Consider the following 21,295-nt stretch of genomic DNA (forward strand, 5'->3'; position numbering starts at 1 on the left):
TGCGATGGGCTAACGTTTCAGAGCCCGGAACCATTCGTTAAACTCCCGAAGCGCGGGTTCTTTCAACACCCGGTCCAGGTACGCTGTCATCCGCGGAACATGCGCAAGGTAAGCCGGTTTATTATCCCGTCTGGCCAAGCGGTAAAATATCCCAAGGATCTTTAAAATCCTTTGTACCGACATGACAGCAAGTGCAATTTCGAATGCTACCACATCGAACGTTTTGTCGTGTGCCTTTCTGGTTGCGACATAGGCGTTTCGAAGCCTGTTTTCCAGAGCTTCGTCAACTGTGACGCGGGCGTCGTAAAGCAGCGAACCGACGTCATAGGCCAGCAAACCGATAACAGCATCCTGATAGTCGATCAGTCCAAGCCTTTCATCTCCGCGGCGCTCCTGACGCCATAAAATATTAGGTGAATGAAAATCGCGTAGCACCAATCCCGTCTCACCGATGGCGGCCTGCTCCAGTGCGCGCGTCAGAATTCCGTCAAAACGGGAACGGTCTTCGCGCTGCACAGTTTTTGCAGACACCTCTGGAAGGAACCAATCAAAGAAAAGGCCGGCCTCTGTCAGCAAGGCCGAACGAGAATACTCAGGGACTTGATATGTTCGCCCATCGCCCAACGGAAGCGCAGCCTTGGTGCACGATTTTGCATGAAACTGAGCCAACAGGTTGATTGCCGCCACAAAACGATCCGGAACAGGTTCGCCGGCATCTGCGATACGCTCGTCTCCAAAATCCTCTTGCACAACGAGACCAGCAGTAACGTCGCAGGCCAAAATTCTTGGCACCGGCATGCTACACCGGAGAAGCTCATTCGTTACTGCAATAACCGACTGGGCATCCTTGGCCCGGTGAACCTTGGCATTATAGCTGAGCGCTTCTTTGGTTCCGGCAGCGCCATCCGGCTTATTCCAATCCATCAAGACGGACGTTACGTCATCCCCGACAAGCCGTTCGTACCGCCGCGTAGATGCATCGCCCGCCAAATAGTGACGCTCAACCCCGGCAAATCCACTATCCGTCAAAAACCACCTGATGGACAACGTTCGCTGCAAGCGGCGCGACCAGTCCTCTTCGGAGCTTTGCATAGTCACGCACCTGACACCATCTATCTCGGCGAATTGCAACCATAGTGCATTCGCAGGCAGAAGATCACCGCCGAGTTCGGGCCACTCGATAAGAACTGCCCCCTCCTCCAACAATTCTTCGAGACCCAGTTCGGTCAATTCGTCAGGCTCTTCCAGCCTGTAAAGGTCAAAATGGGAGACCGAAAGCCTGGGAAGATCGTAGCTTTGAACCAGCGTAAAGGTAGGGCTTGGCACCTCAAGGTTAGGGTCTTCGGCCAAATGCCTAATCAGCGCCCGGGAAAATGTCGATTTGCCGGCACCAAGATCGCCAGACAACGCAATCAGGTCATCCTTGCTCAAAAATAGTGAAATCGCTTCGGCAAGTTCCGCCGTGGCTGCTTCATCAGGCAGCTTCAGGGTTATGAAGGGACTATCAAGCGTCCGAAGAACGGTGTCTGGCAACATGGGTTCCGGTCATTCTGCAGCGACGCGCCCCGCAGTTTGTGGCTCTGACGGAAACGTGCAGGTTACCGTAGTGCCTTTGCCTTCCGCGGAGACAATGTCAACCGTCCCGCCATGCAGCTCAACAAAGCTTTTTACGATGGATAGGCCCAAGCCAGCGCCCTGGCGGCGTGACCCCGCATCGTGGCCGACAAATCTATTGAACACCTGTGTCAAAACCTCGGCCGGGATCCCGCAGCCATGGTCCTTGACCACAAAGACAACCTCTTCGTTATCGCGCGTACAGCTGACATCAATCGCCCCATCCGGCTCGGAATACCTGACAGCATTCGAAATCAGGTTGAACAGCACTTGGCGAAGGCGTTTCTCATCGGCAATCATCACGCCAATGTCGTCTGGAACGTGTGTGCGCAGGTTGATGCGGGCTTCGGCAAGGCGGTCTTTCAGTCCTTCAACGGCAGCTTCAACTGTTGCTGCCACATCCACTTCACTGAGATCGAGCTCCATGATGCCTGCATCTAGAGTGGCCAAATCAAGAATGTCGTTGATGATCGCAAGAAGCGCTGAAGAGGACGACAGGATATACTCGGCATATTCGTCCTGCTTTTCTGATAGGTCGCCGAACTTGGGGTCGGACAGAAGCTGAGCAAATCCGATGATATTCGTGAGCGGAGAGCGCAGCTCGTAGGACACATGCTGGATGAAAGCGTTTTTAAGCTGGTCAGCCTGTTCCAAAGCGTCGTTTTTGTCGATCAAAGCCCGTTCAATGTTCACGCTATCAGTCACGTCCACAAAGGTGACAAGCGTCCCTCCGTCGGGCAACGGCACGATGGCGTAGTCGAGAACCGTGCCATCATGCCGCTCCATGCGGTCCCCGGCCTGCATGCGATTGTCGACCAGCCCGGTCACGCTGGCAGCAAGCTGGTCCCAGGCCTGTTTCTCGTCTTCCCGCAAGACACATGCATCGACCACCTGATTGACATGTGGCATCGTGGACAGCTGATCTTCGCCGAGCCCCCATATCCTACCAAAAGCCGGATTCCAAAGGTTCAAGCGGCCGTCGCTGCCGAACACAGCTACCGCCTCAGAGAGATTGTCGAGCGTCTCACCCTGAACCCGCGTCAGTGCGTTGTAGCGGCTTTCAAGATCGAGCTGCTCCGTCACATTTTCGTAGATGTAAGTGACGCCACCCTGCGGATGCGGGTTGGAGATTACTCTCAGCGTCCGGCCGTCGGGCAAGTGCCACCACGTTTCGGTCGCATCAACCGACTGGTAGCTTTCCAGCATCTTGTTGCGCCAGCCACGATAGTCCGCTTGTTCGGGAAGCTTGCGTGCCGCGCGCAGAGCATCGAGCACCGAACCATCATCCGGGCTCCCCTCAAGGAAGGCGGGGTCCAGATCCCACAACTGCCGGAAGGCCGCATTGTAGAACTCGAGGCGCCGGTCTGCTCCGTAGATCGCGACTGCGGTTGCCAGCTGGTCGAGCGTGCGGCCATGGAAGTCCTCTGCGCGATCAAGCTCCTTGCGCACTTGATCAAGCTCACTGATGTCGACCGCAATTCCGCACGCGCCGACATTTGCCGAGACATCCGTCACCTCAAACACACGCCGCTCTCCACCAGCCACCAAAGGCATGCGGGCGGAAAACACTCCGTCGTCTGTGCGCTGCCGACGCATCGCATCTGCGGCCTCAGCATCAAGGAACGCCATGCCGTCACGAACGGCAGTTGCCGCATCCGACGCGTCAACTGCGGCCGCATAAGCCGCATTGGCCCAAATCAGGTTGCCCTCTGCATCGCGCTGCCAAGCAGGCGCGGGCATTGCGTTCAGGAGCGCATGAAGCATATGCAATTCGCCGGATATCCGAGCGTTACGGGCGGCGAGCTCGGCCTGCATTTGCCGTTCACCGGTCAAGTCCCGTAGGCGAAGAACGACAGCCCCCCCAGTGGTTCTGCCGAACGCTTCAACAAAAGTGCCAGTGCGCGTTTTAAGAGTCAGTGAGAATGCCTCTCCGCTGCGAAAAAGCGCATCAAGATGGCGCTCCAGATCAGCAGCGCATTTTGTAGTCAGCCAGTTGCCGAATGCGAGCAACTGATCCGGGATCCGCGGCACACCGGATTGCTCGGATAGGATCCCCCATACTTGTGGATGGGCGCCATTGCCGGTCCACACGATAACACGTTGCTCATCAGTGTTGAGCATGGATTCCAAACGATCGACCTGGAACTTTAGGTCACGCGTTTCTCGTTCCATCCGGCGGGTCAGACTGATCGCATTGCGGCGGTACTTGATGAGGGCGACTGCAGCGGTCACGGCAAAAAGGCACAGGCCGCCCGCCATCCCCAGAAGCATCATCTCGTCCGGACTGATCTCCTTAGCGGCAGTATCCATAAAGCCTGCAGCGGCAGCGGACACCGAAGAACCCGCAAAGACGCAAGCCCCTGCACCAATCGACTTGGCTGAAGTTAGAATCCTACCGCGCCACGACGCACGCATTTGCGCGTCGCCCAAGTTGCCTGCCGGCATTTTTTGTTCCCCTTACGCCGCCTTTCCCGGAGAACCCGGGTGCCCTGAGGGCCGAAGACAAATCAGGGACGTGTGTGCCTCCTGGCCCCTGATTCGTTTAAACCATAACCTTTTTGGGAATCGCGCTGAAGAGTCTCTTATCGAAAAGTTAACAGCACTCTTAAAATTAAAATAAAGCATTAACCAATAGAAAAGGGCCGCCAAACTGGCGACCCTATATGTGGTGGCTGACTGAGGATTCGATCAGTACTTGTAGTGCTCCGCCTTGAAAGGCCCGGTTTTGTTAATCCCCAAATATTGGGATTGCTCATCGGACAACTCGGTCAAGGTCACACCCAGCTTCTCAAGGTGCAGTCGGGCAACCTTTTCATCCAGGTGCTTGGGCAGAACATAAACTTCGTTCTTGTACTCATCACCGCGCGTCCAAAGCTCGATCTGAGCCAGGACCTGGTTGGTGAAGCTTGCGGACATAACGAAGCTCGGGTGCCCAGTCGCATTGCCAAGATTTACCAAACGACCTTGCGACAACAGGATCATACGCTTGCCGTCTGGAAACTCATACATGTCCACCTGGTCTTTGACCGGGCGGCATTTGGTGTTCTTCAACGCCGCGACTTGGATCTCGTTATCGAAATGGCCGATGTTGCAGACAATAGCCATATCCTTCATGCCGCGCATGTGATCGAGAGTAATGATATCCTTGTTGCCGGTCGCGGTAACATAGATGTCCCCTTCCGGAAGCGCCTGCTCGATGGTTTTGACTTCAAAGCCATCCATGGAGGCCTGCAGAGCACAGATCGGGTCAATTTCGGTTACGATGACGCGTGCACCGGCACCTGCGAGGGACTGTGCAGACCCTTTGCCGACATCGCCATAGCCGCAAACCACGGCGACCTTGCCAGACATCATGACGTCTGTGCCACGGCGAATGCCGTCAACCAGGGACTCACGGCAGCCATAGCGGTTGTCGAATTTCGACTTGGTGACACTGTCGTTGACGTTGATGGCCGGGAACGGCAGCGAGCCTTTTTTCTGCATCTCATAGAGGCGCAAAACACCGGTGGTGGTCTCTTCGGAGACGCCCTGGATCAGATCTTTCTGCTTGGTGAACCAGCCCGGGTTGGCAGCCATGCGCTTTTTGATTTGCGCAAACAGGCATTCTTCTTCTTCGGATTTCGGGCTTTCAATCAGATCGGTTTCACCGGCTTCGACCCGAGCGCCCAACAGGATGTACAGCGTCGCATCACCGCCATCGTCCAGAATCATGTTGGCGCCTTCGGGGAAGTCGAAGATCTTGTCCGCATAATCCCAGTATTCTTCCAGCGTTTCACCTTTCACAGCAAAGACAGGGACACCGGCGGCGGCAATAGCGGCAGCTGCCTGATCCTGTGTCGAATAAATGTTGCAGGATGCCCACCGGACATCCGCACCAAGCGCGACCAGGGTTTCGATCAAAACAGCTGTTTGAATGGTCATGTGCAAGGAACCGGCTATGCGAGCCCCCTTCAGCGGCTTGGATGCGCCAAACTCCTCGCGACAGGCCATCAATCCCGGCATTTCGTGCTCGGCGATTTCGATTTCGGTCCGGCCCCAGTCCGCGAGGCTGATGTCCTTGACGATGTAGTCGGTCATGAAAATGTCCTGAGTTTGCTGGCTTATTATCGCCTGGTGAGAAGATTCAGAAGCCAACGCTTCTTCAGTCTGCAAGAGATCCGTCTATGGTTTCGCCGGGGTTATACCCTGACCCCTGCTTAATCGCAATAAAGATATAAAGAATTCTTTATATCCCTTCCAGAAGGTTACTAACGTCCCGAAGCATAGCGCGCAATGAGACCATTTCGGCGCAACAGGGTACGGCACCCTGCACATCGTTCTGGCGCTGAAGCGTGGCATACGACGAACATTCGCTCTGGTTTGGCTGATCATAAAAAGCCGTAAGCAAGGCTTCACCTGATGGTCAATCGGACTCGCCAAAGCCGTCGCCAACGAGATCGGCAATTGCGTCCATAGCTTCGTTTGCTTGCGGCCCAACGGCAGACACATAAATGCAGCACCCGGTGCTCGCTGCCAGCATCATGAGACCCATGATCGAAGTACCGCCAACCGTCTGCCCGTCTTTGGAGACTGTTATCTCCGCATCGAAGGTCTCAACCAATTTTACGAGTTTTGCAGACGCACGCGCGTGGAGACCGCGCCGGTTGACAATTGTGAGTTCACGCTGGATCGGAGGCACATCCATTCGGGCTTAACTTTGTCCTGAAAGCACCTGGCTTGCCACGGATATGTACTTTTGTCCGGCTTGCCTAGCCTCGTCGACGGCCTCTGCAATGTCCCGGTCGGATCGAACGCTTGCCAGCTTGATAAGCATCGGAAGGTTGACGCCGGCAACCACCTCAATCTGCTTTCCATCCATAACTGAAATGGCGAGATTCGAAGGCGTTCCCCCGAACATGTCGGTTAGCAGCACAACACCTTTGCCAGTGTTCACCGCCTCCACAGCCGCCAGAATGTCCTGCCGCCGCTGTTCCATATCGTCGTCGGGCCCAATCGAAATAGTCTCGACCTGATCCTGTGGCCCGACGACATGCTCGAGCGCCGATTTGAACTCTTCGGCGAGACGTCCGTGGGTGACGAGTACAAGTCCAATCATACGATAAGCAGCCCGTTCATGGGTTGTAGTGTCCAATTTCCGCCAACCCGGCGGCCCGGTGCAATTTCGACAACACAAAGACGACTTGCAAGCAAAATCGGGCAGTGTGTGTCAAATGTAGTCCGGCACATTGGGGAAAAGCAATGCGCTTGCCTCCCGCAAACGGACAGTGGCGCCGCCCAGGTCATTCTCACAAACCTTCAGAACCGGCAAGGCAATGTCCAGAAGCCGCTCTTCAAGCAGAGGACGGGCCGGAATGCGATCAATCTCGGCGACGGGAACCAGTCGAAGGCCCAAATCAATCCTTGCAACCGGTACAGCCTTCATTTCGACGATGCCGAATCCGCGTACTTCTCTCAACCCGCTCAGTGTTGTCGGGGCACGCGCCAGAAGTCTGTTTTCGTTTTTTTCAAGTTCAACACGGTCATCAGCGACCCAAGCGGCGAAATGGCCTTTTGCTTTCGCAGCGCAAACCAGCACATCGCATAACGCAGACTTGCCGCTGCCTGAAGCGCCGAACACAAGAATGCCCAGCGTTCCAATAACGATACAGTTTGCATGACGGGTTTGCGGCTTCATTTCTGCACATGGGCGGGTAGCACTATCGTAAAGCGTGCGCCAGCAATCCGCTGCTCGGACTCATCTTCAGTCTCTTCAATTCGGTTTGTAACCGAAATCTCGCCGCGGTGAGCCTCTATAATCTGGCGAGAAATGGAGAGCCCCAGGCCCGAATTGTTTCCGAACCCCTCACCTTCTGGCCGGTCCGTGTAAAAACGCTCGAAGATCCGGTCGGTGTTCTCCGCACGAATGCCCGGTCCGTCATCGTCGACGGTGATTTGAACGTCTTTGCCGTTGCGGCTCAAACCAATTCGAACAGAGCCATCAGCTGGCGAGAAGGAGCGCGCGTTGTCGATGAGATTGCTCACCACCTGCCCCAGCCGAATATCATGTCCAAACACGACGTAAGGCTTCGCACCTGACGCGTTGGCAACCGTTAGGAAAACCTCTCCGCCCTCCTCGCCTCCGCCGCGCTGATTGCCGGCATCGACAATCGCACGCAAAAGCACCGACAGGTCGATTGGCTCTGCCTGGGCACGCGCGAGTTCCGCATCCAAGCGCGATGCGTCCGAAATATCGGTGATAAGCCTGTCCAGCCGCCGAACGTCGTGCTGGATGACATCGAGGAGCCGTTCCCGGGACTCATCGGTCTTTGCGAGCGGCAGTGTTTCAACCGCACTGCGCAACGAGGTCAGCGGGTTTTTTAGTTCATGAGCCACGTCAGCCGCGAACTGTTCGATCGCGTCAATCTTGTTGTAGAGCGCATTGGTCATATCGCGGAAGGCCCGCGCCAAGTGACCGATCTCATCCTGACGGTCGGAAAATTCCGGAATTTCCTCCCGTGAGTCTGATCCCTTCCGAACGCGCTCAGCCGCGGCAGCCAAGCGGCGAACAGGCCCCGCGATCGTGCCGGCCAAGAGGATCGAAAGCAAAATAGTAACCGTCGCAGCAACTAGAAATACGCGCATAATCGCGATGCGTTCGGCCCGGACGATCGCATCGATATCGCCCCCTTGTGTCGAGAGCAGCAAGCCCCCCAACACAGCACGGAACCGCTGGATCGGAACCGCGACAGACACGATCAGCTCACCGCGTGGCGACACCCGGGTGAAAGTTGCTGGCGAGCCTGCAAGGGCCGCCTCAACTTCAGGGTAAACACGGCCATCGCCACCGCCCGCTTCCTGATAGATCGGCATGTCCCCGCGGCGGAACCACAGTTTCATGGTTTGCCAAATTGTATCAAAGACGCCCGGTTCATCTGCCGTCTGCGGCGGCAAATCAAATCTCAGAATCTGAGCACCGGAATAAAGGTGCCGAGAATCGAGGATCAAAATCCCTTCAGGATCATAGATGCGAGCCCGGGTCTTTGTTGGTGAGATCAGTCTGCGCAGGACCGGCCCTACCCTCTCGGGATTGACCGGGAAATCAAGACTGTCGAGATCATCCCCGCCCGGCGTTATGCTCTCGCCGGCTTGCAGCTGCAAAAGCCGTTCCGGATCGACAGTGATCGCCCCGGTGTCGACAGTTGCAGAAGCGGCAATGGCCCCTGCGATGATTTCACCTTGCGTCAGGAGGCTTTGGACGCGGGCGTCAATAAGTCCAGCACGGAACTGATTGAGGTACAAAATGCCTATGACAAGCGCGATCAGGCCGACAAGATTGATGGCAAGGATCCGTCGCGTCAAAGACGACAAGACGTATGTTCCAAAGATCTGGCCAAGCTGGCCAAGGAACCTTCGCCGCACGCGTCTGTTGCCGAGCCGCCGCAGCTGAGACCGGTCGCCGGAGGAGCGCCCCTCCCGTAGTTCGAAACTGTCGGACTTGTCCGTTTCTGCGGTCATGAATGCCCGGTATTAGACCTCTTTGAAGCGATAGCCTACACCATAGAGCGTTTCAATCATGTCGAAGTCGTCATCGACGATTTTAAACTTCTTGCGAAGACGCTTGATATGGCTGTCGATCGTCCGGTCGTCGACATAAACCTGATCATCGTAGGCCGCATCCATAAGCGCATTGCGGCTTTTGACCACGCCCGGGCGCTGCGCCAGTGCGGACAAAATCAGGAACTCGGTTACGGTCAACGTGACCGGTTTGTTGTTCCAGGTACACGTATGCCGCTCCTGATCCATGACGAGTTGCCCGCGTTCGAGTAACTTGTCGGCATCATCCCGCGGTGCACTTGCATCGCGCGGAGCAACCCGCCGCAGTACGGCGCGCACACGTTCCACAAGCAGACGCTGAGAGAACGGTTTGCGTATAAAATCGTCAGCGCCCATTTTTAGCCCGAACAGTTCATCGATCTCGTCATCTTTCGACGTTAGAAAGATCACCGGGAGATCTGTTGACTGTCGCAAACGCCGCAGCAGTTCCATTCCATCCATGCGCGGCATTTTGATATCGAATATCGCGAGCTGGGGCGGATCGCTTTGAAGCCCGTCCAGCGCCGAGGTGCCATCCGTATAGGTCTGGACCCTGTAGCCTTCCGACTCCAAGGCAATGGAGACCGAGGTTAAGATGTTGCGATCATCGTCTACCAGCGCAATTGTCGGCATGCTTTTTCATTTCCATATTTCATGTCGAACGGGTCAGCGCTCGTAAAACTCTACGATACGCCATTACGGCCTTTGGCGCTTTAAATGCGCATAAATTAAGGCAATCTCCTCGTATATAGCATCGCTGAGCCGAATTAATATGCCCAGCGCAGGAATTCGGTCTTTCAGCCAGGAGGTATTTTACGCGTTCCAACTCTGGCCATCCCGGATACCGGCAACCATTTCCCGTATTGTACGCCGGTCGGCAAATCGGACTAATAGCCGCTCAGCAATTCGAGCCTGCTCGCCCCATGCGCGTTTAATTTCGAAATCTTCGTTTTCATAGTCAAATCGAAGATAATTGAAAATCAAGTAACGATTGACTTCGCCGGAATTAAACAAAGACTAGGTGAATAGGCTTTTTAATCGATTAAACGGCTAACCCAAGCCTTTTGTAGCCTTGTTGCGGCCATGCACTTCCAATAGTTTCCCAATCCTTCCCGCCAGCAAGCCAAATATCTTCCCAAGGCGGGCAACAAACGCAATTCACGAGGAAACGCGGGATCATGCTAGAAGTCGGTGTCAGGAATCCCTCAAACGGCGTCGAAACCTTTGGATTGAGCGGTTTGAAGGCCGTTTACTGGAACCAGAGCGAGCCCGCGCTTTATGAGTATTCGATCTCCCGCGGAGAAAGCCGGATTGCGGCCGGCGGCGCCCTGGTTGCAGACACCGGGATCCACACTGGACGTTCGCCAAACGACAAATTTGTTGTTCGCGATGACCTCACCAGTGAAACAGTTTGGTGGGACAACAATAAAGAAATGTCTCAAGCCCAATTTGACGTGCTATTGGAGGACTTTAAAGCACACGCTGCGGGAAGAGAGCTGTTTGCGCAGGATCTTTTCGGCGGCGCTGACCCGCAATACCGGCTTCCGGTGCGCGTCTACACCGAGTTCGCTTGGCATTCTCTTTTCATCCGGAACATGCTGTTGCGTCCGGAGCCGGAATCCCTGGGAACATTTGCGCCAGATATGACCGTCATCGACTTGCCCAGTTTCAAGGCCGACCCTGACCGCCACGGCTGCCGAAGCGAAACCGTAATTGCCTGCGATTTCTCCAGAAAAATTGTTCTCATTGGCGGCACGTCCTATGCCGGCGAGATGAAGAAGTCCGTCTTCACGTTTCTAAACTTTCTTCTGCCCGCTCAAGGCGTCATGCCAATGCACTGCTCTGCCAATGTCGGACAGAGCGGAGATACAGCGATCTTTTTCGGTCTTTCAGGGACTGGCAAAACCACCCTGTCAGCGGATCCCCAGCGCACACTCATCGGCGATGACGAACATGGTTGGGGCACAACGGGCGTTTTCAACTTCGAAGGCGGGTGTTACGCCAAGACAATAAAACTGTCGGCCGAAGCCGAGCCGGAGATCTTTTCTACAACGCAGCGCTTCGGGACCGTGCTCGAAAACGTGGTTTTGGACGATCAGCGCATTCCGGACTTCAACGATGGCTCGAAGACCGAAAATACCCGCGCAGCTTACCCAATCCACTTTATTTCCAATGCCAGCGACACTGGCGTTGCACCGATGCCGAAGACAATCATCATGTTGACGGCGGACGCTTTTGGTGTACTGCCACCAATCGCGAAGCTTACGCCTGCACAGGCCATGTATCATTTCCTGTCCGGCTACACTGCGAAGGTGGCTGGCACGGAAAAAGGTGTTACCGAACCGCAAGCGACGTTCTCGACATGCTTCGGGGCTCCATTCATCCCGCGGCATCCCTCCGAGTACGGCAATTTGCTGCGCGATCTTATTGCAGAACACGATGTAGATTGCTGGCTAGTGAACACCGGATGGACAGGCGGTGCATTTGGAACCGGCTCCCGAATGCCGATCAAAGACACCCGGGCACTGCTGCATGCAGCCTTGGACGGCACCTTGAAGGACACCGAGTTCCGGACCGACGCGCACTTCGGTTTTGCCGTGCCGACCAGCGTTCCCGGGGTTGACAGTGCGGTCTTAACGCCACGCGAAACATGGGCAGACAAAAAGGCCTATGACGCCCAAGCGGCCAAGCTGGTTCAGATGTTCATCGATAACTTCGAAACATTCGAAAAACATGTCGATGGCGCGGTTCGTGAGGCGGCTCCCGAGATCAGGACTGCTGCGGAATAACCAAATAGCCACGCGTTTAAGGGCGCCGCCTGCGGCGCCTTTTCTGTTTCGCCCATGCATTGCCGCTTTAACTCGTCCCGGCTCCAATTATATACTGAGGCCGATAACGGGGAGCGCCACATGCAGACCGATCAAGCCCGACCAGACTCCGATCCTCTTAAAACCGCCGAATTGTGGACAAGGGACGGCAGAACAGTTGCCATTGCCACAGTAATAGAAACATGGGGATCAGCCCCCCGGCCCGTCGGGTCCCACTTGGTTATTGACCAGGACGGAAATTTCGAAGGATCTGTGTCCGGGGGGTGTGTAGAAGGCGCAGTAGTGTCTGAAGCGATCGATGTCATTGAAACCCAGACACCGACCACACTCGAATTCGGCGTCGCAGACGAAACCGCCTGGCGGGTCGGCCTGTCTTGCGGCGGCAAGATCCGGGTTTATGTCGAACCGGTCTCGAACGGACGATAGCCGGCCATGCCAAGCCTAGAGTTAATTCTGGCATTTGCGACCGCAACTGCGCTATTCGCATTTATGCCGGGTCCAGCGTTGCTTTTTACAGCAGCGCAAACGCTGGCCCGCGGGCGCGCCGCCGGTTTTTTCGCTGTTTTCGGAATCCATGTTGGGTGCTATGCGCACGTGATCGCAGCTACCTTTGGATTGTCTGCGCTCTTCGTTGCGGTTCCGACCCTGTACCTCCTTCTTAAAATTACTGGAGGTGCCTATCTCGTGTTTCTTGGCATTCAAATGATCCGCAGCCGGCCGTCGACAGGCGTGTCGGCTGCCTTCCCAGAAAAGTCAAAGCAGCGCGCATTTGTGGACAGCGTTCTGGTCGAGGTACTCAATCCAAAGGTTGCCGTTTTTTTCATAGCCTTTTTGCCACAGTTTGTATCACCGGAAGCGGCTCTGCCGCTTTGGGTGCAGTTTCTCATTTTGGGGACACTTGTGAATATGGCATTCAGCACTGCCGACATTTTCACGGTGTTCTTTGCATCAGAGGTCCAAAAACGGCTCACGCAGCACAGTCGTTGGCAGGCTGTTATCCGGTGGGCCAGTGGCAGCATACTTGTTTGCCTGGGCATAAAACTTGCTAGCGATAAGGGATGATCCGTGGATCTATCATTGCTTTCCCAATTGAATGCAGAGCGAAGTGCGAGACGCGCAGCGATACTTTTGACGCATCTTGAGACCGGAAACCAAAGGATCATTCGGCAGGGCGAGGTTGAAGATACCGATCCCTTGGCTTCTGAACTTGAAAGCCGGTTCCTGTCCGGCAAATCCGGACAGGTAGAAACCGGAAGCGGAACATATTTTCTGACCGTTGATGTGCCGCCAACTCGGATCGTTGTTATTGGCGCCGTTCATATTACCCAAGCGCTGGTACCTATGGCAAAGCAGGCCGGTTTTGATATCACGGTCATTGATCCGCGGACGGCGTTTGCAACGGAGGACAGGTTTCCTGACGGATCATTGCTGGCAAAATGGCCTGAAGATGCCTTGCTGGATGTCCCGCTTGATGCGTTCACAGCATTGGTTGCAGTCACTCATGACCCCAAAATAGACGATTTGCCACTTCAACGTGCCCTTGAGGCTGATTGTTTTTATGTCGGCGCGCTTGGCAGCCGGAAAACACACGGCAAACGCTGTGAACGTCTGATGGAGGCTGGCGCATCAGAGGGAAATCTTGCTCGCATCGATGCGCCCATCGGTCTTGATATCGGCGCGGCAAGCCCGCCGGAAATTGCTGTGGCAATCTTGGGCGCTATCATAAAGGCGCTGCGCAAAGGCACTGAGTAACGCTTATGAAATTCGGCCCTCAACCGGTTGAGGATGCGCAAGGTTGTATCCTTGCTCATGCTACCAAGCTGAACGGCACTATTTACAAGAAGGGCCGACTGCTCTCGAGTGAGGACATCGGTCACTTAAAGTCCGCGGGTATTTCGGAAATTGTCGTGGCCCGTCTCGAGCCAACAGACATAACCGAGGACCTTGCTTCATGCCGGCTTGCAATAGCCGCCGCCGACAGCGGTGTCCATCTGGATGAAGCGTTTACCGGAAGGGTAAACCTGTTTGCCGACCACACAGGTCTTTTGGTCATCGACGAACAGGCAATCAATGCGGCGAACCGGGTTGATCCGTCCGTTACAATTGCGACCCTTCCGAACTATAGCAAGGTTGAACAAGGGCGCATGATCGCGACCGCGAAAATCATTCCGTTTGCGGTTCCTGACGCGGTTTTGGAAAAATGCGAGGTTGCCGTTAAAGGCGCATTGAAAGTTCTCCCTTTTAGTTCGCTTAAATTTGGCCTTGTTGCGACGACACTCGATCACCTCAAGCCTGCAACCATGGACAAGACAAGACGTGTTTTTGAACAGCGTCTTTCTGCAAGCGGCAGCAGTGTCGTGTCGGAGATCCGCACAGATCACGAAGTCGGCGATGTAAGCCGGGCGATTACCAAGCAAATCGAACTCGGCGCAGAGGCTTTGGTGTTGTTTGGCGCATCCGCTGTCGTCGACAGAGACGACGTCCTTCCCAAAGCCATCATAGCAGCGGGCGGAAGCGTCGACTATTTCGGCATGCCGGTCGATCCAGGCAATCTGCTTCTGCTTGGATCAGTATCGGACCTTCCGGTCATAGGCGCACCGGGGTGTGCGCGCAGCCCGAAAGAAAACGGATTTGATTGGGTTTTGGACCGCCTCCTGGCGGGTGTTCAGGTGAGCGCGCATGGCATTTCCGGTATGGGGGTTGGAGGTCTTTTGATGGAAATTACATCAAGACCACAACCACGTTTGCCCCGACGTTCTAATTCCAAACCGAAAATCGCTGGCGTTTTGCTAGCTGCGGGCAAATCCCGAAGAATGGGCGCTCACAACAAGCTGCTTGCGACGCTGGAAGGAGAGACCCTCGTAAAACGGACGGCTCGGCACCTCACGCAGTCCGGAATCGACCATATTGTTGCGGTGACTGGTTACATGGCAGAGGAAATCGAAGAACAAGTTGCCGGGATCGCTCACCAGACTATTTACAATCCGGACTTTGAAGACGGTATGGCCAGCTCAATCCGGACTGGCATCACAGCCCTTCCGCGGGATACCGACGCTGTCATGATTGTTCTCGGCGATATGCCATTCGTGACACCAAAGGATTTTAAAGCGCTTGTGAATGCCTATCGCAGTTCGGGTACAGGACAAATCGTTCTTTCTATGTCGAACGGGCAGCGCGGCAACCCGGTTCTTTGGGACTCAAACTTCTTTCCGGACCTACAGAATTTGTCGGGAGATACCGGTGCTCGCCATCTTATTGGAGAGCATACCGATCTGGTTGTGGAAGTTGAAATCGGGAGCGCCGCCCACCAGGACCTTGATACTCCGGCAGATTTGGAGGCCGTCGGCGGAGAGCTTCCTTCGCCTGAAGCAAAGGCATCCGATCAAGCTTAAAGATCTGGTTAACGCCGCAGACTGGTATGCACCCAGTGCATTCCTTCTATGATAGCTACTCTATTGCATTTTTGTGACACAGCGCCTATTTGTTTGCGGTGTCCGGCGACAAACGCAGAGACGCTGTTTCGACCCAAGGACGCATGTAAATCCGTTTTTGACAAGAGCTGTTCGGATCCTCCCTCCCGAGGATGGTCGAGCGCTTTTGGCGTTCTGCAGAGTTTGAGAGGAATACGTCATGTCTGATTTTAGCCTTCCACGTCCGGGCCGCTGCAAGTGGGCAGAGGGGGACGCTGGTAACTACACGTTCCCATGCTCCAATCGTGTTGAAGCGGGTGTTTCATACTGCGCCGACCATAGCGCGATCGTTTACATTCCGCCGGAAGAGCGCCGCCGCAACCGTTCTGGCGGCGGCATGAGCCTGTCCTTCAAACGGGCTGCATAAGTTTCAAGCTGCTTGAGAATAAAAGCAGACAGCGTGCGGAACAAAAACAACAAGCCGCACATACCTTAAAACCCGGCCTCCGTGCCGGGTTTTTTATTTTTAAGACCATGTTTCCCGGCTCATTCCAAGCTGTAGCAACGTTCCTGAACTCAAGGGAGCCGGTTCAGAGGTTTGGCATTGCAACTTAAAATTTATAAGTGTATCTGGATAGTATGCATGTGATAATTGTTTTTTCGAGTGGCGGAATTTGGTGCGAACTGGGTCTGAAGAGCATGCAACGGGAAGACGCGACAATGGCTCAACGTTCCATGCCGGGGGGAAAACATCGGCTAGCAGCAACAGCCGTGGCTTTTGCCTTGTGCTTGAGCTTTGAACAGGCGTGGGCGAGGATGCCCGTTAATCCCGACAGACCTTACTTAGCTCATACATGTCGCGACGCGATCGAACGCCTCAAAGAAGCGGTCAAGGGGAACCCCCTCCAAAGCGAAGCCGAAAAGGCCGCTACGATCCAAAGGGCTATTCGGCAAATCGAAATCACGTGTCTAACCCAGGCTCCCTCCAAACCAGACCAGGTGGGGCCTTCCAAAGAGCGCCAATCTAGCGAATAGCGCTGCACACGTTGGAGGACACACGTGCCGAATATCTTTGAAACATCAGACGCAGCTTCAGGAACATCAACTTCTTATGTTTTGCGAGAAACTGGAAAAATCGCGCAAGGTACTCAAAATGCGGTTTTCACTACCGTGCAGGCACACCTTGCTCCGGGTGATGACAGTGATTGGTTTGCGATCGATTTGAAGGCCGGGCAAACCTACACATTCGCGGCTGTCGGTACATTTGACGGCCGAGGCAGGCTTGAAGACCCCTACTTGAAACTTTTGGACCAGAGCGGCTCGCTTATTGGTGAAGACGATGACGCGGGTCCCGGGGCCTATTCGGCAATAACGTTTACGGCCCAGACCTCCGGCCGCTATTTCCTTTCCGTGTCGGCTGGAGAAGCAGGATTAACCGGACAATATGGGCTGTCAGCAGTTGAGGGTACAAAGGCTGTCTATGATGGCGACATGGCGGCTGGCGCATTGCTGCGGCCGGGCGTGTCCTGGGGCACGCCCGGCCAGCCCGCAACGGTCACATACGGATTCCGGGATACACTGAACAACCTCGACCCCGAATACGCCGCAGAAGTGCCCGAAACCTTTGAACAAGTAACCGCTGCCCAAATGGTTGCTGTTGAAGCGATCCTTGCAACCTATTCCGAAATAGCCAACATCCAGTTCGAAAGGGTCAACCCGGATGGCTATACCGACGACGCGTCCATGTTGTTCTCAAACTATTTCTCAACAACGGATGGGGCGGGCGCTTATGCCTATTTCCCAGGCTCCGATGCCTCAGACCGATGGGAAGGGGATGTTTGGCTGAACACCAACAGTGTTTCGAAAGAAGAGCTGCCAAACGGCTCCTATAGTCATTTTGCGGTGATGCACGAGATCGGCCATGCCGTCGGCTTGCACCATCCGGGGGACTACAATGCATCTCCGGATATCGACATCACCTACGAAGCGTTTGCGCAGTACCGTGAAGACACCCAGCAATATTCCGTGATGAGTTACTTTGATGAAAGCAACGCTGACGGGTCTCTGGGGTTCGGTGCGTTTCCGGATACGTTGATGCTGCATGACATACTGGCTTTGCAACAGCTCTACGGTGCGAATACATCAACCCGCTCCGGCGATACGACCTATGGGTTCAACTCCACCGAGGGTGGTGTCTATGATTTTTCTCAAGCGATGCCGCACGCCCTTACGCTTTGGGACGCAGGTGGCGTTGACACCATTGATCTATCGGGAGCTGGAAAAGTCGATCAGTTTGTAAGTCTAATTGATGGCACCTATTCAAACGTAGGCGGTGGCCTCGGCAATATGGCGATTGCCTACAGCGCGGTGATAGAAAACGCAATTGGCGGGCGCGGTGACGATGTGGTTCTCGGCAACGCAGCGAGCAACACTCTTCACGGGAAAGCTGGAGATGACACGCTAGTAGGAGGCGCCGGCCATGATAAGTTATTCGGCGGCAGCGGGAATGACAGACTCGACGGAGGGTCATCTGATGACGTTCTCAACGGTGGTGCCGGAGACGATAGCTTAATCGGTGGTTCGGGGAATGACCGCCTAGTCGGTGGCAGCGGCAACGATACCTACACCGGGGGTTCGGGCAGCGACATGTTCTGTATCTATAATCGCGGTGACGCAGAAACGATTACGGATTTCCAGAGCGGGTTCGATACCATAGCGATTCGAAGCGAATTCGCAGCCTTTGACAATCTGACGATACTGGCTTCAGGCGCCGATTCTGTGATTAAATTTGGAGATAATTCAATATCTCTACTTGGCGTAGACGCGGGGATCATCTCCCAAAACGACCTCGCTTTTGTTTGACGCACTGGCTTATCGGCATCTCCAAAGGGCGCTTCGGCGCCCTTTCATTTTGGAGGATTCTGAACGCCAGCAAATCAACTATAGACACAAAAAAACGCGGCTCCGTGAGAAACCGCGTTTCGAAAAAGCTTGTCGAGTTGATCAGGCCGCTTTCAGAGCGTCCGCAACATCTTTCAATTGAGACAGATGCATTTCTGCTTTCTGTTTCGTATCGTCGTCCTTGGCGTCGGCGACGTCTTCTTCCGCATTTCTGATCTGCTGATTCAGCATTTCAGAGTTAATCTCGGATACCGGGACCGCCTGCTCTGCCAATACCGTCAGACCGGACCCGGCCACGTCGGCAAAGCCTCCGCGAACAAAATATTCATCTACAGCGCCGCTGTCTTTGCGGACCTTCAAGATGCCCGGTTTGATTGTCGACATGAATGGGCTGTGGTTCTTAAGAACGCCGAATTCCCCGTCAGTGCCGGGAACGGTCACTTCAACCACCTGCTCGGAGAGCAGCTGGCGCTCGGGTGAGACCAACTCAAACTGGAAAAGTTCAGCCATCCGGCATGTTCCTTGTCAGTCTAGATATTCAGATGGTCAAGCCATCAAACAACAGGACGGACGCCCAAGTGGGGCGTCCGGCTTCATGATCATGTTAAGCGGCTTCGGCGGCCAGCTTCTGAGCTTTTTCGATCGCTTCGTCGATTGAACCGACCATGTAGAATGCCGCTTCTGGAAGATGATCGTATTCGCCCTCAACGAGCCCCTTGAAGCCCTTGATGGTGTCTTCGAGGGCAACCAGCTTGCCCGGAGAACCTGTAAAGACTTCAGCGACAAAGAACGGTTGGGACAGGAAACGCTCGATCTTACGGGCACGCGCAACGGTGAGTTTGTCTTCTTCAGAAAGTTCGTCCATTCCGAGAATAGCAATGATGTCCTGAAGGGCCTTGTAACGCTGCAACGTTACCTGAACCGCCCGGGCGGTTTCGTAGTGTTCCTCGCCGATGATGTTCGCGCTAAGCATCCGTGATGTGGAATCCAGCGGATCCACAGCCGGGTAGATACCCTTTTCCGCGATTGAACGATTGAGAACCGTCGTTGCGTCCAAGTGTGCGAATGTCGATGCCGGTGCAGGGTCGGTCAAGTCGTCGGCAGGCACGTAAACGGCTTGCACAGACGTGATCGAACCTTTGTGCGTCGTCGTGATCCGCTCCTGCATGTCGCCCATGTCGGTGGCAAGCGTCGGCTGGTAGCCCACTGCAGAAGGAATACGGCCGAGAAGCGCCGAGACCTCTGAACCAGCCTGAGTAAAGCGGAAAATGTTGTCGACGAAGAATAGAACGTCCTGGCCCTTGTCACGGAAGTCTTCCGCGATGGTCAGGCCGGTCAGGGCAACACGGGCACGAGCTCCCGGAGGTTCGTTCATCTGACCGTAGACGAGTGCTGCTTTCGAGCCCTCTCCGCCGCCTTCCTTGTTCACGCCGGATTCGATCATTTCCCAGTAAAGGTCGTTGCCTTCACGGGTCCGTTCGCCAACACCGGCAAACACTGAGTAGCCGCCGTGTGCTTTCGCGATATTGTTGATCAGCTCCATGATGAGAACTGTTTTACCAACGCCCGCGCCACCGAACAGGCCGATCTTACCGCCCTTGGCGTAGGGCGCGAGAAGATCCACGACCTTAATGCCCGTCACAAGAATTTCAGCTTCCGTCGACTGGTCGATGAATGCCGGGGCTTCTTGGTGGATCGCACGGCGTGTTTCGTGCGGAATCTCGCCGCCCTCATCCACCGGCTCGCCGATCACGTTCATGATCCGGCCGAGCGTGCCGTCACCGACCGGAACCTCAATCGCAGATCCCGTATCCACAACTTCCTGACCGCGGACCAGACCCTCGGTGGAGTCCATCGCGATGGTGCGAACCGTGTTTTCACCCAGGTGCTGGGCAACTTCGAGCACCAGGCGGGTGCCCTGGTTGTCCAGCTCAAGAGCGTTCAGGGTCAACGGCAGGTGGTCATCGAACTTGACGTCGACAACGGCGCCGATGACCTGGGTGACCCGTCCGACTTTTTTGTCAGCCATATCCCTAATCCTCGTATCGATCCCGTTACAGCGCTTCCGCGCCAGAGATAATTTCAATCAGTTCCGTCGTAATCTGTGCCTGACGCTGACGGTTGTAGTTGATCGTAAGCTTGTCGATCATTTCACCAGCGTTGCGGGTAGCGTTGTCCATTGCAGACATGCGCGCACCCTGCTCGGACGCCGCATTTTCCAGCAGCCCCCGGAAGATTTGAACGGAGATGTTACGCGGCAACAGATCTGCAAGGATCTCCGCTTCATCAGGTTCATATTCGTAAACCGATGTCGCACCCGACTCTGCATCAGAATCTGCTGTCGGCAGATCGGCCGGAATAAGCTGCTGGGCAGTCGGTTCCTGCGCGATTACAGATTTGAAGTTTGAATAGAACAACGTGCAAACGTCGAACTCACCCGCTTCGAACATCGAGAGTATCTTGCGGCCGATTTCATCTGCATTTGCAAAGCCAACGTGCTTCACACTGCGAAGTTCTATCGTCTCGACGACGTACTGCCCGAGATCGCGCTTGATCGCATCGAAACCCTTTTTGCCAACGCAGAGGATTTTAACAGTTTTGCCCTGCGCGATCAGACTGCGGGCGCGTTCGCGCCCGAGCTTTGCAATATTTGTGTTGAAACCGCCACACAGACCACGCTCGGCCGTGGCGATAACCAAAAGATGTGTCTGGTCATTGCCCGTACCTGCCATCAGTTTCGGCGCATCATCGCGACCCTCAAAGGCCACAGCTAGGTTGGCCAGCACCTCACCCATGCGTTCAGCATAGGGCCGGGCAGCCTCCGCAGCTTCTTGAGCACGACGCAGTTTCGCCGCGGCCACCATTTGCATGGCCTTGGTGATTTTCTGCGTCGCTTTCACTGAAGCGATACGGTTTCGTAAGTCCTTCAGGCTCGGCATGGCCGCCCCTGCTCCTTATCCCGGCGTGAAG

18 protein-coding genes are annotated in these 21,295 nt (G+C 55.0%); 7 read left to right on the forward strand and 11 right to left on the reverse strand.

The genetic code is table 11. The features are described from left to right. Window positions 1–9 precede the first annotated feature (9 nt). From tsaE to JM93_RS11845, 8 genes are all read right to left on the reverse strand, one after another. On the reverse strand, window positions 10–1,536 hold the full coding sequence (tsaE, locus tag JM93_RS11810) for a tRNA (adenosine(37)-N6)-threonylcarbamoyltransferase complex ATPase subunit type 1 TsaE (protein ID WP_145343572.1): 1,527 nt from the start codon (window positions 1,534–1,536) through the stop codon (window positions 10–12). A gap of 9 nt (window positions 1,537–1,545) precedes the next feature. Beyond that, the gene (locus JM93_RS11815; protein WP_145343909.1) at window positions 1,546–3,924 is read right to left on the reverse strand and encodes a sensor histidine kinase; all 2,379 of its coding nucleotides are present in this window, start codon (window positions 3,922–3,924) and stop codon (window positions 1,546–1,548) included. A gap of 378 nt (window positions 3,925–4,302) precedes the next feature. Next, window positions 4,303–5,691: an adenosylhomocysteinase gene (gene ahcY / locus JM93_RS11820; RefSeq protein ID WP_145343574.1), complete on the reverse strand. Its 1,389-nt coding sequence runs from the start codon at window positions 5,689–5,691 to the stop codon at window positions 4,303–4,305. Between the two features lie 325 nt (window positions 5,692–6,016). After that, window positions 6,017–6,298 carry an HPr family phosphocarrier protein gene (locus JM93_RS11825; RefSeq protein WP_145343576.1) on the reverse strand — a complete coding sequence of 94 codons (282 nt, stop codon included), beginning with the start codon at window positions 6,296–6,298 and terminating at the stop codon, window positions 6,017–6,019. Between the two features lie 6 nt (window positions 6,299–6,304). Further along, window positions 6,305–6,709, reverse strand: coding sequence for a PTS sugar transporter subunit IIA (locus tag JM93_RS11830; protein ID WP_145343578.1), 405 nt, complete (start codon window positions 6,707–6,709; stop codon window positions 6,305–6,307). Window positions 6,710–6,820: 111 nt separating this feature from the next. Further along, complete coding sequence (locus tag JM93_RS11835; RefSeq protein ID WP_145343580.1) at window positions 6,821–7,288, reverse strand: HPr kinase/phosphorylase; 468 nt, start codon at window positions 7,286–7,288, stop codon at window positions 6,821–6,823. After that, a complete protein-coding gene (locus tag JM93_RS11840; protein ID WP_145343582.1) occupies window positions 7,285–9,108 on the reverse strand; it encodes a sensor histidine kinase in 1,824 nt (607 codons plus the stop codon). Before JM93_RS11840 ends, JM93_RS11835 begins: the two co-directional genes overlap by 4 nt. Window positions 9,109–9,120: 12 nt before the next feature. Then, entirely contained in the window at window positions 9,121–9,819 is a 699-nt protein-coding gene (locus tag JM93_RS11845) for a response regulator transcription factor (RefSeq protein WP_145343584.1), read from the reverse strand. A gap of 545 nt (window positions 9,820–10,364) precedes the next feature. Between JM93_RS11845 and JM93_RS11850 the strand changes: the two genes are divergently transcribed. The 7 genes from JM93_RS11850 (at window position 10,365) to JM93_RS11880 (ending at window position 18,286) form a co-directional block, all read left to right on the forward strand. Continuing rightward, window positions 10,365–11,975, forward strand: coding sequence for a phosphoenolpyruvate carboxykinase (locus tag JM93_RS11850; protein WP_145343586.1), 1,611 nt, complete (start codon window positions 10,365–10,367; stop codon window positions 11,973–11,975). A gap of 120 nt (window positions 11,976–12,095) precedes the next feature. Further along, window positions 12,096–12,440, forward strand: a complete 345-nt coding sequence (locus JM93_RS11855; protein ID WP_145343588.1) for an XdhC family protein — start codon at window positions 12,096–12,098, stop codon at window positions 12,438–12,440. A 6-nt stretch (window positions 12,441–12,446) separates the two neighbouring features. Then, the gene (locus tag JM93_RS11860) at window positions 12,447–13,076 is read left to right on the forward strand and encodes a LysE family translocator (RefSeq protein WP_145343590.1); all 630 of its coding nucleotides are present in this window, start codon (window positions 12,447–12,449) and stop codon (window positions 13,074–13,076) included. Window positions 13,077–13,079: 3 nt separating this feature from the next. Further along, window positions 13,080–13,766 carry an XdhC family protein gene (locus tag JM93_RS11865; RefSeq protein ID WP_145343592.1) on the forward strand — a complete coding sequence of 229 codons (687 nt, stop codon included), beginning with the start codon at window positions 13,080–13,082 and terminating at the stop codon, window positions 13,764–13,766. A gap of 5 nt (window positions 13,767–13,771) precedes the next feature. Further along, on the forward strand, window positions 13,772–15,406 hold the full coding sequence (locus tag JM93_RS11870) for an NTP transferase domain-containing protein (RefSeq protein WP_145343594.1): 1,635 nt from the start codon (window positions 13,772–13,774) through the stop codon (window positions 15,404–15,406). Between the two features lie 238 nt (window positions 15,407–15,644). Next, window positions 15,645–15,851, forward strand: a complete 207-nt coding sequence (locus JM93_RS11875; RefSeq protein ID WP_145343596.1) for a hypothetical protein — start codon at window positions 15,645–15,647, stop codon at window positions 15,849–15,851. Window positions 15,852–16,483: 632 nt separating this feature from the next. Next, a complete protein-coding gene (locus JM93_RS11880) occupies window positions 16,484–18,286 on the forward strand; it encodes a M10 family metallopeptidase C-terminal domain-containing protein (protein ID WP_145343598.1) in 1,803 nt (600 codons plus the stop codon). A 141-nt stretch (window positions 18,287–18,427) separates the two neighbouring features. Here the strand turns inward: JM93_RS11880 and JM93_RS11885 are convergent, their stop codons facing one another. From JM93_RS11885 to JM93_RS11895, 3 genes are all read right to left on the reverse strand, one after another. Continuing rightward, complete coding sequence (locus JM93_RS11885) at window positions 18,428–18,835, reverse strand: F0F1 ATP synthase subunit epsilon (protein ID WP_145343600.1); 408 nt, start codon at window positions 18,833–18,835, stop codon at window positions 18,428–18,430. 94 nt (window positions 18,836–18,929) lie between these two features. Continuing rightward, a complete protein-coding gene (gene atpD / locus JM93_RS11890) occupies window positions 18,930–20,354 on the reverse strand; it encodes a F0F1 ATP synthase subunit beta (RefSeq protein WP_145343602.1) in 1,425 nt (474 codons plus the stop codon). A gap of 25 nt (window positions 20,355–20,379) precedes the next feature. Then, the gene (locus JM93_RS11895; RefSeq protein ID WP_145343604.1) at window positions 20,380–21,264 is read right to left on the reverse strand and encodes a F0F1 ATP synthase subunit gamma; all 885 of its coding nucleotides are present in this window, start codon (window positions 21,262–21,264) and stop codon (window positions 20,380–20,382) included. Between the last annotated feature and the right edge of the window lie 31 nt (window positions 21,265–21,295).

The sequence above is a fragment of the Roseibium hamelinense genome, from assembly GCF_007830545.1.
Lineage (GTDB): Bacteria > Pseudomonadota > Alphaproteobacteria > Rhizobiales > Stappiaceae > Roseibium > Roseibium hamelinense.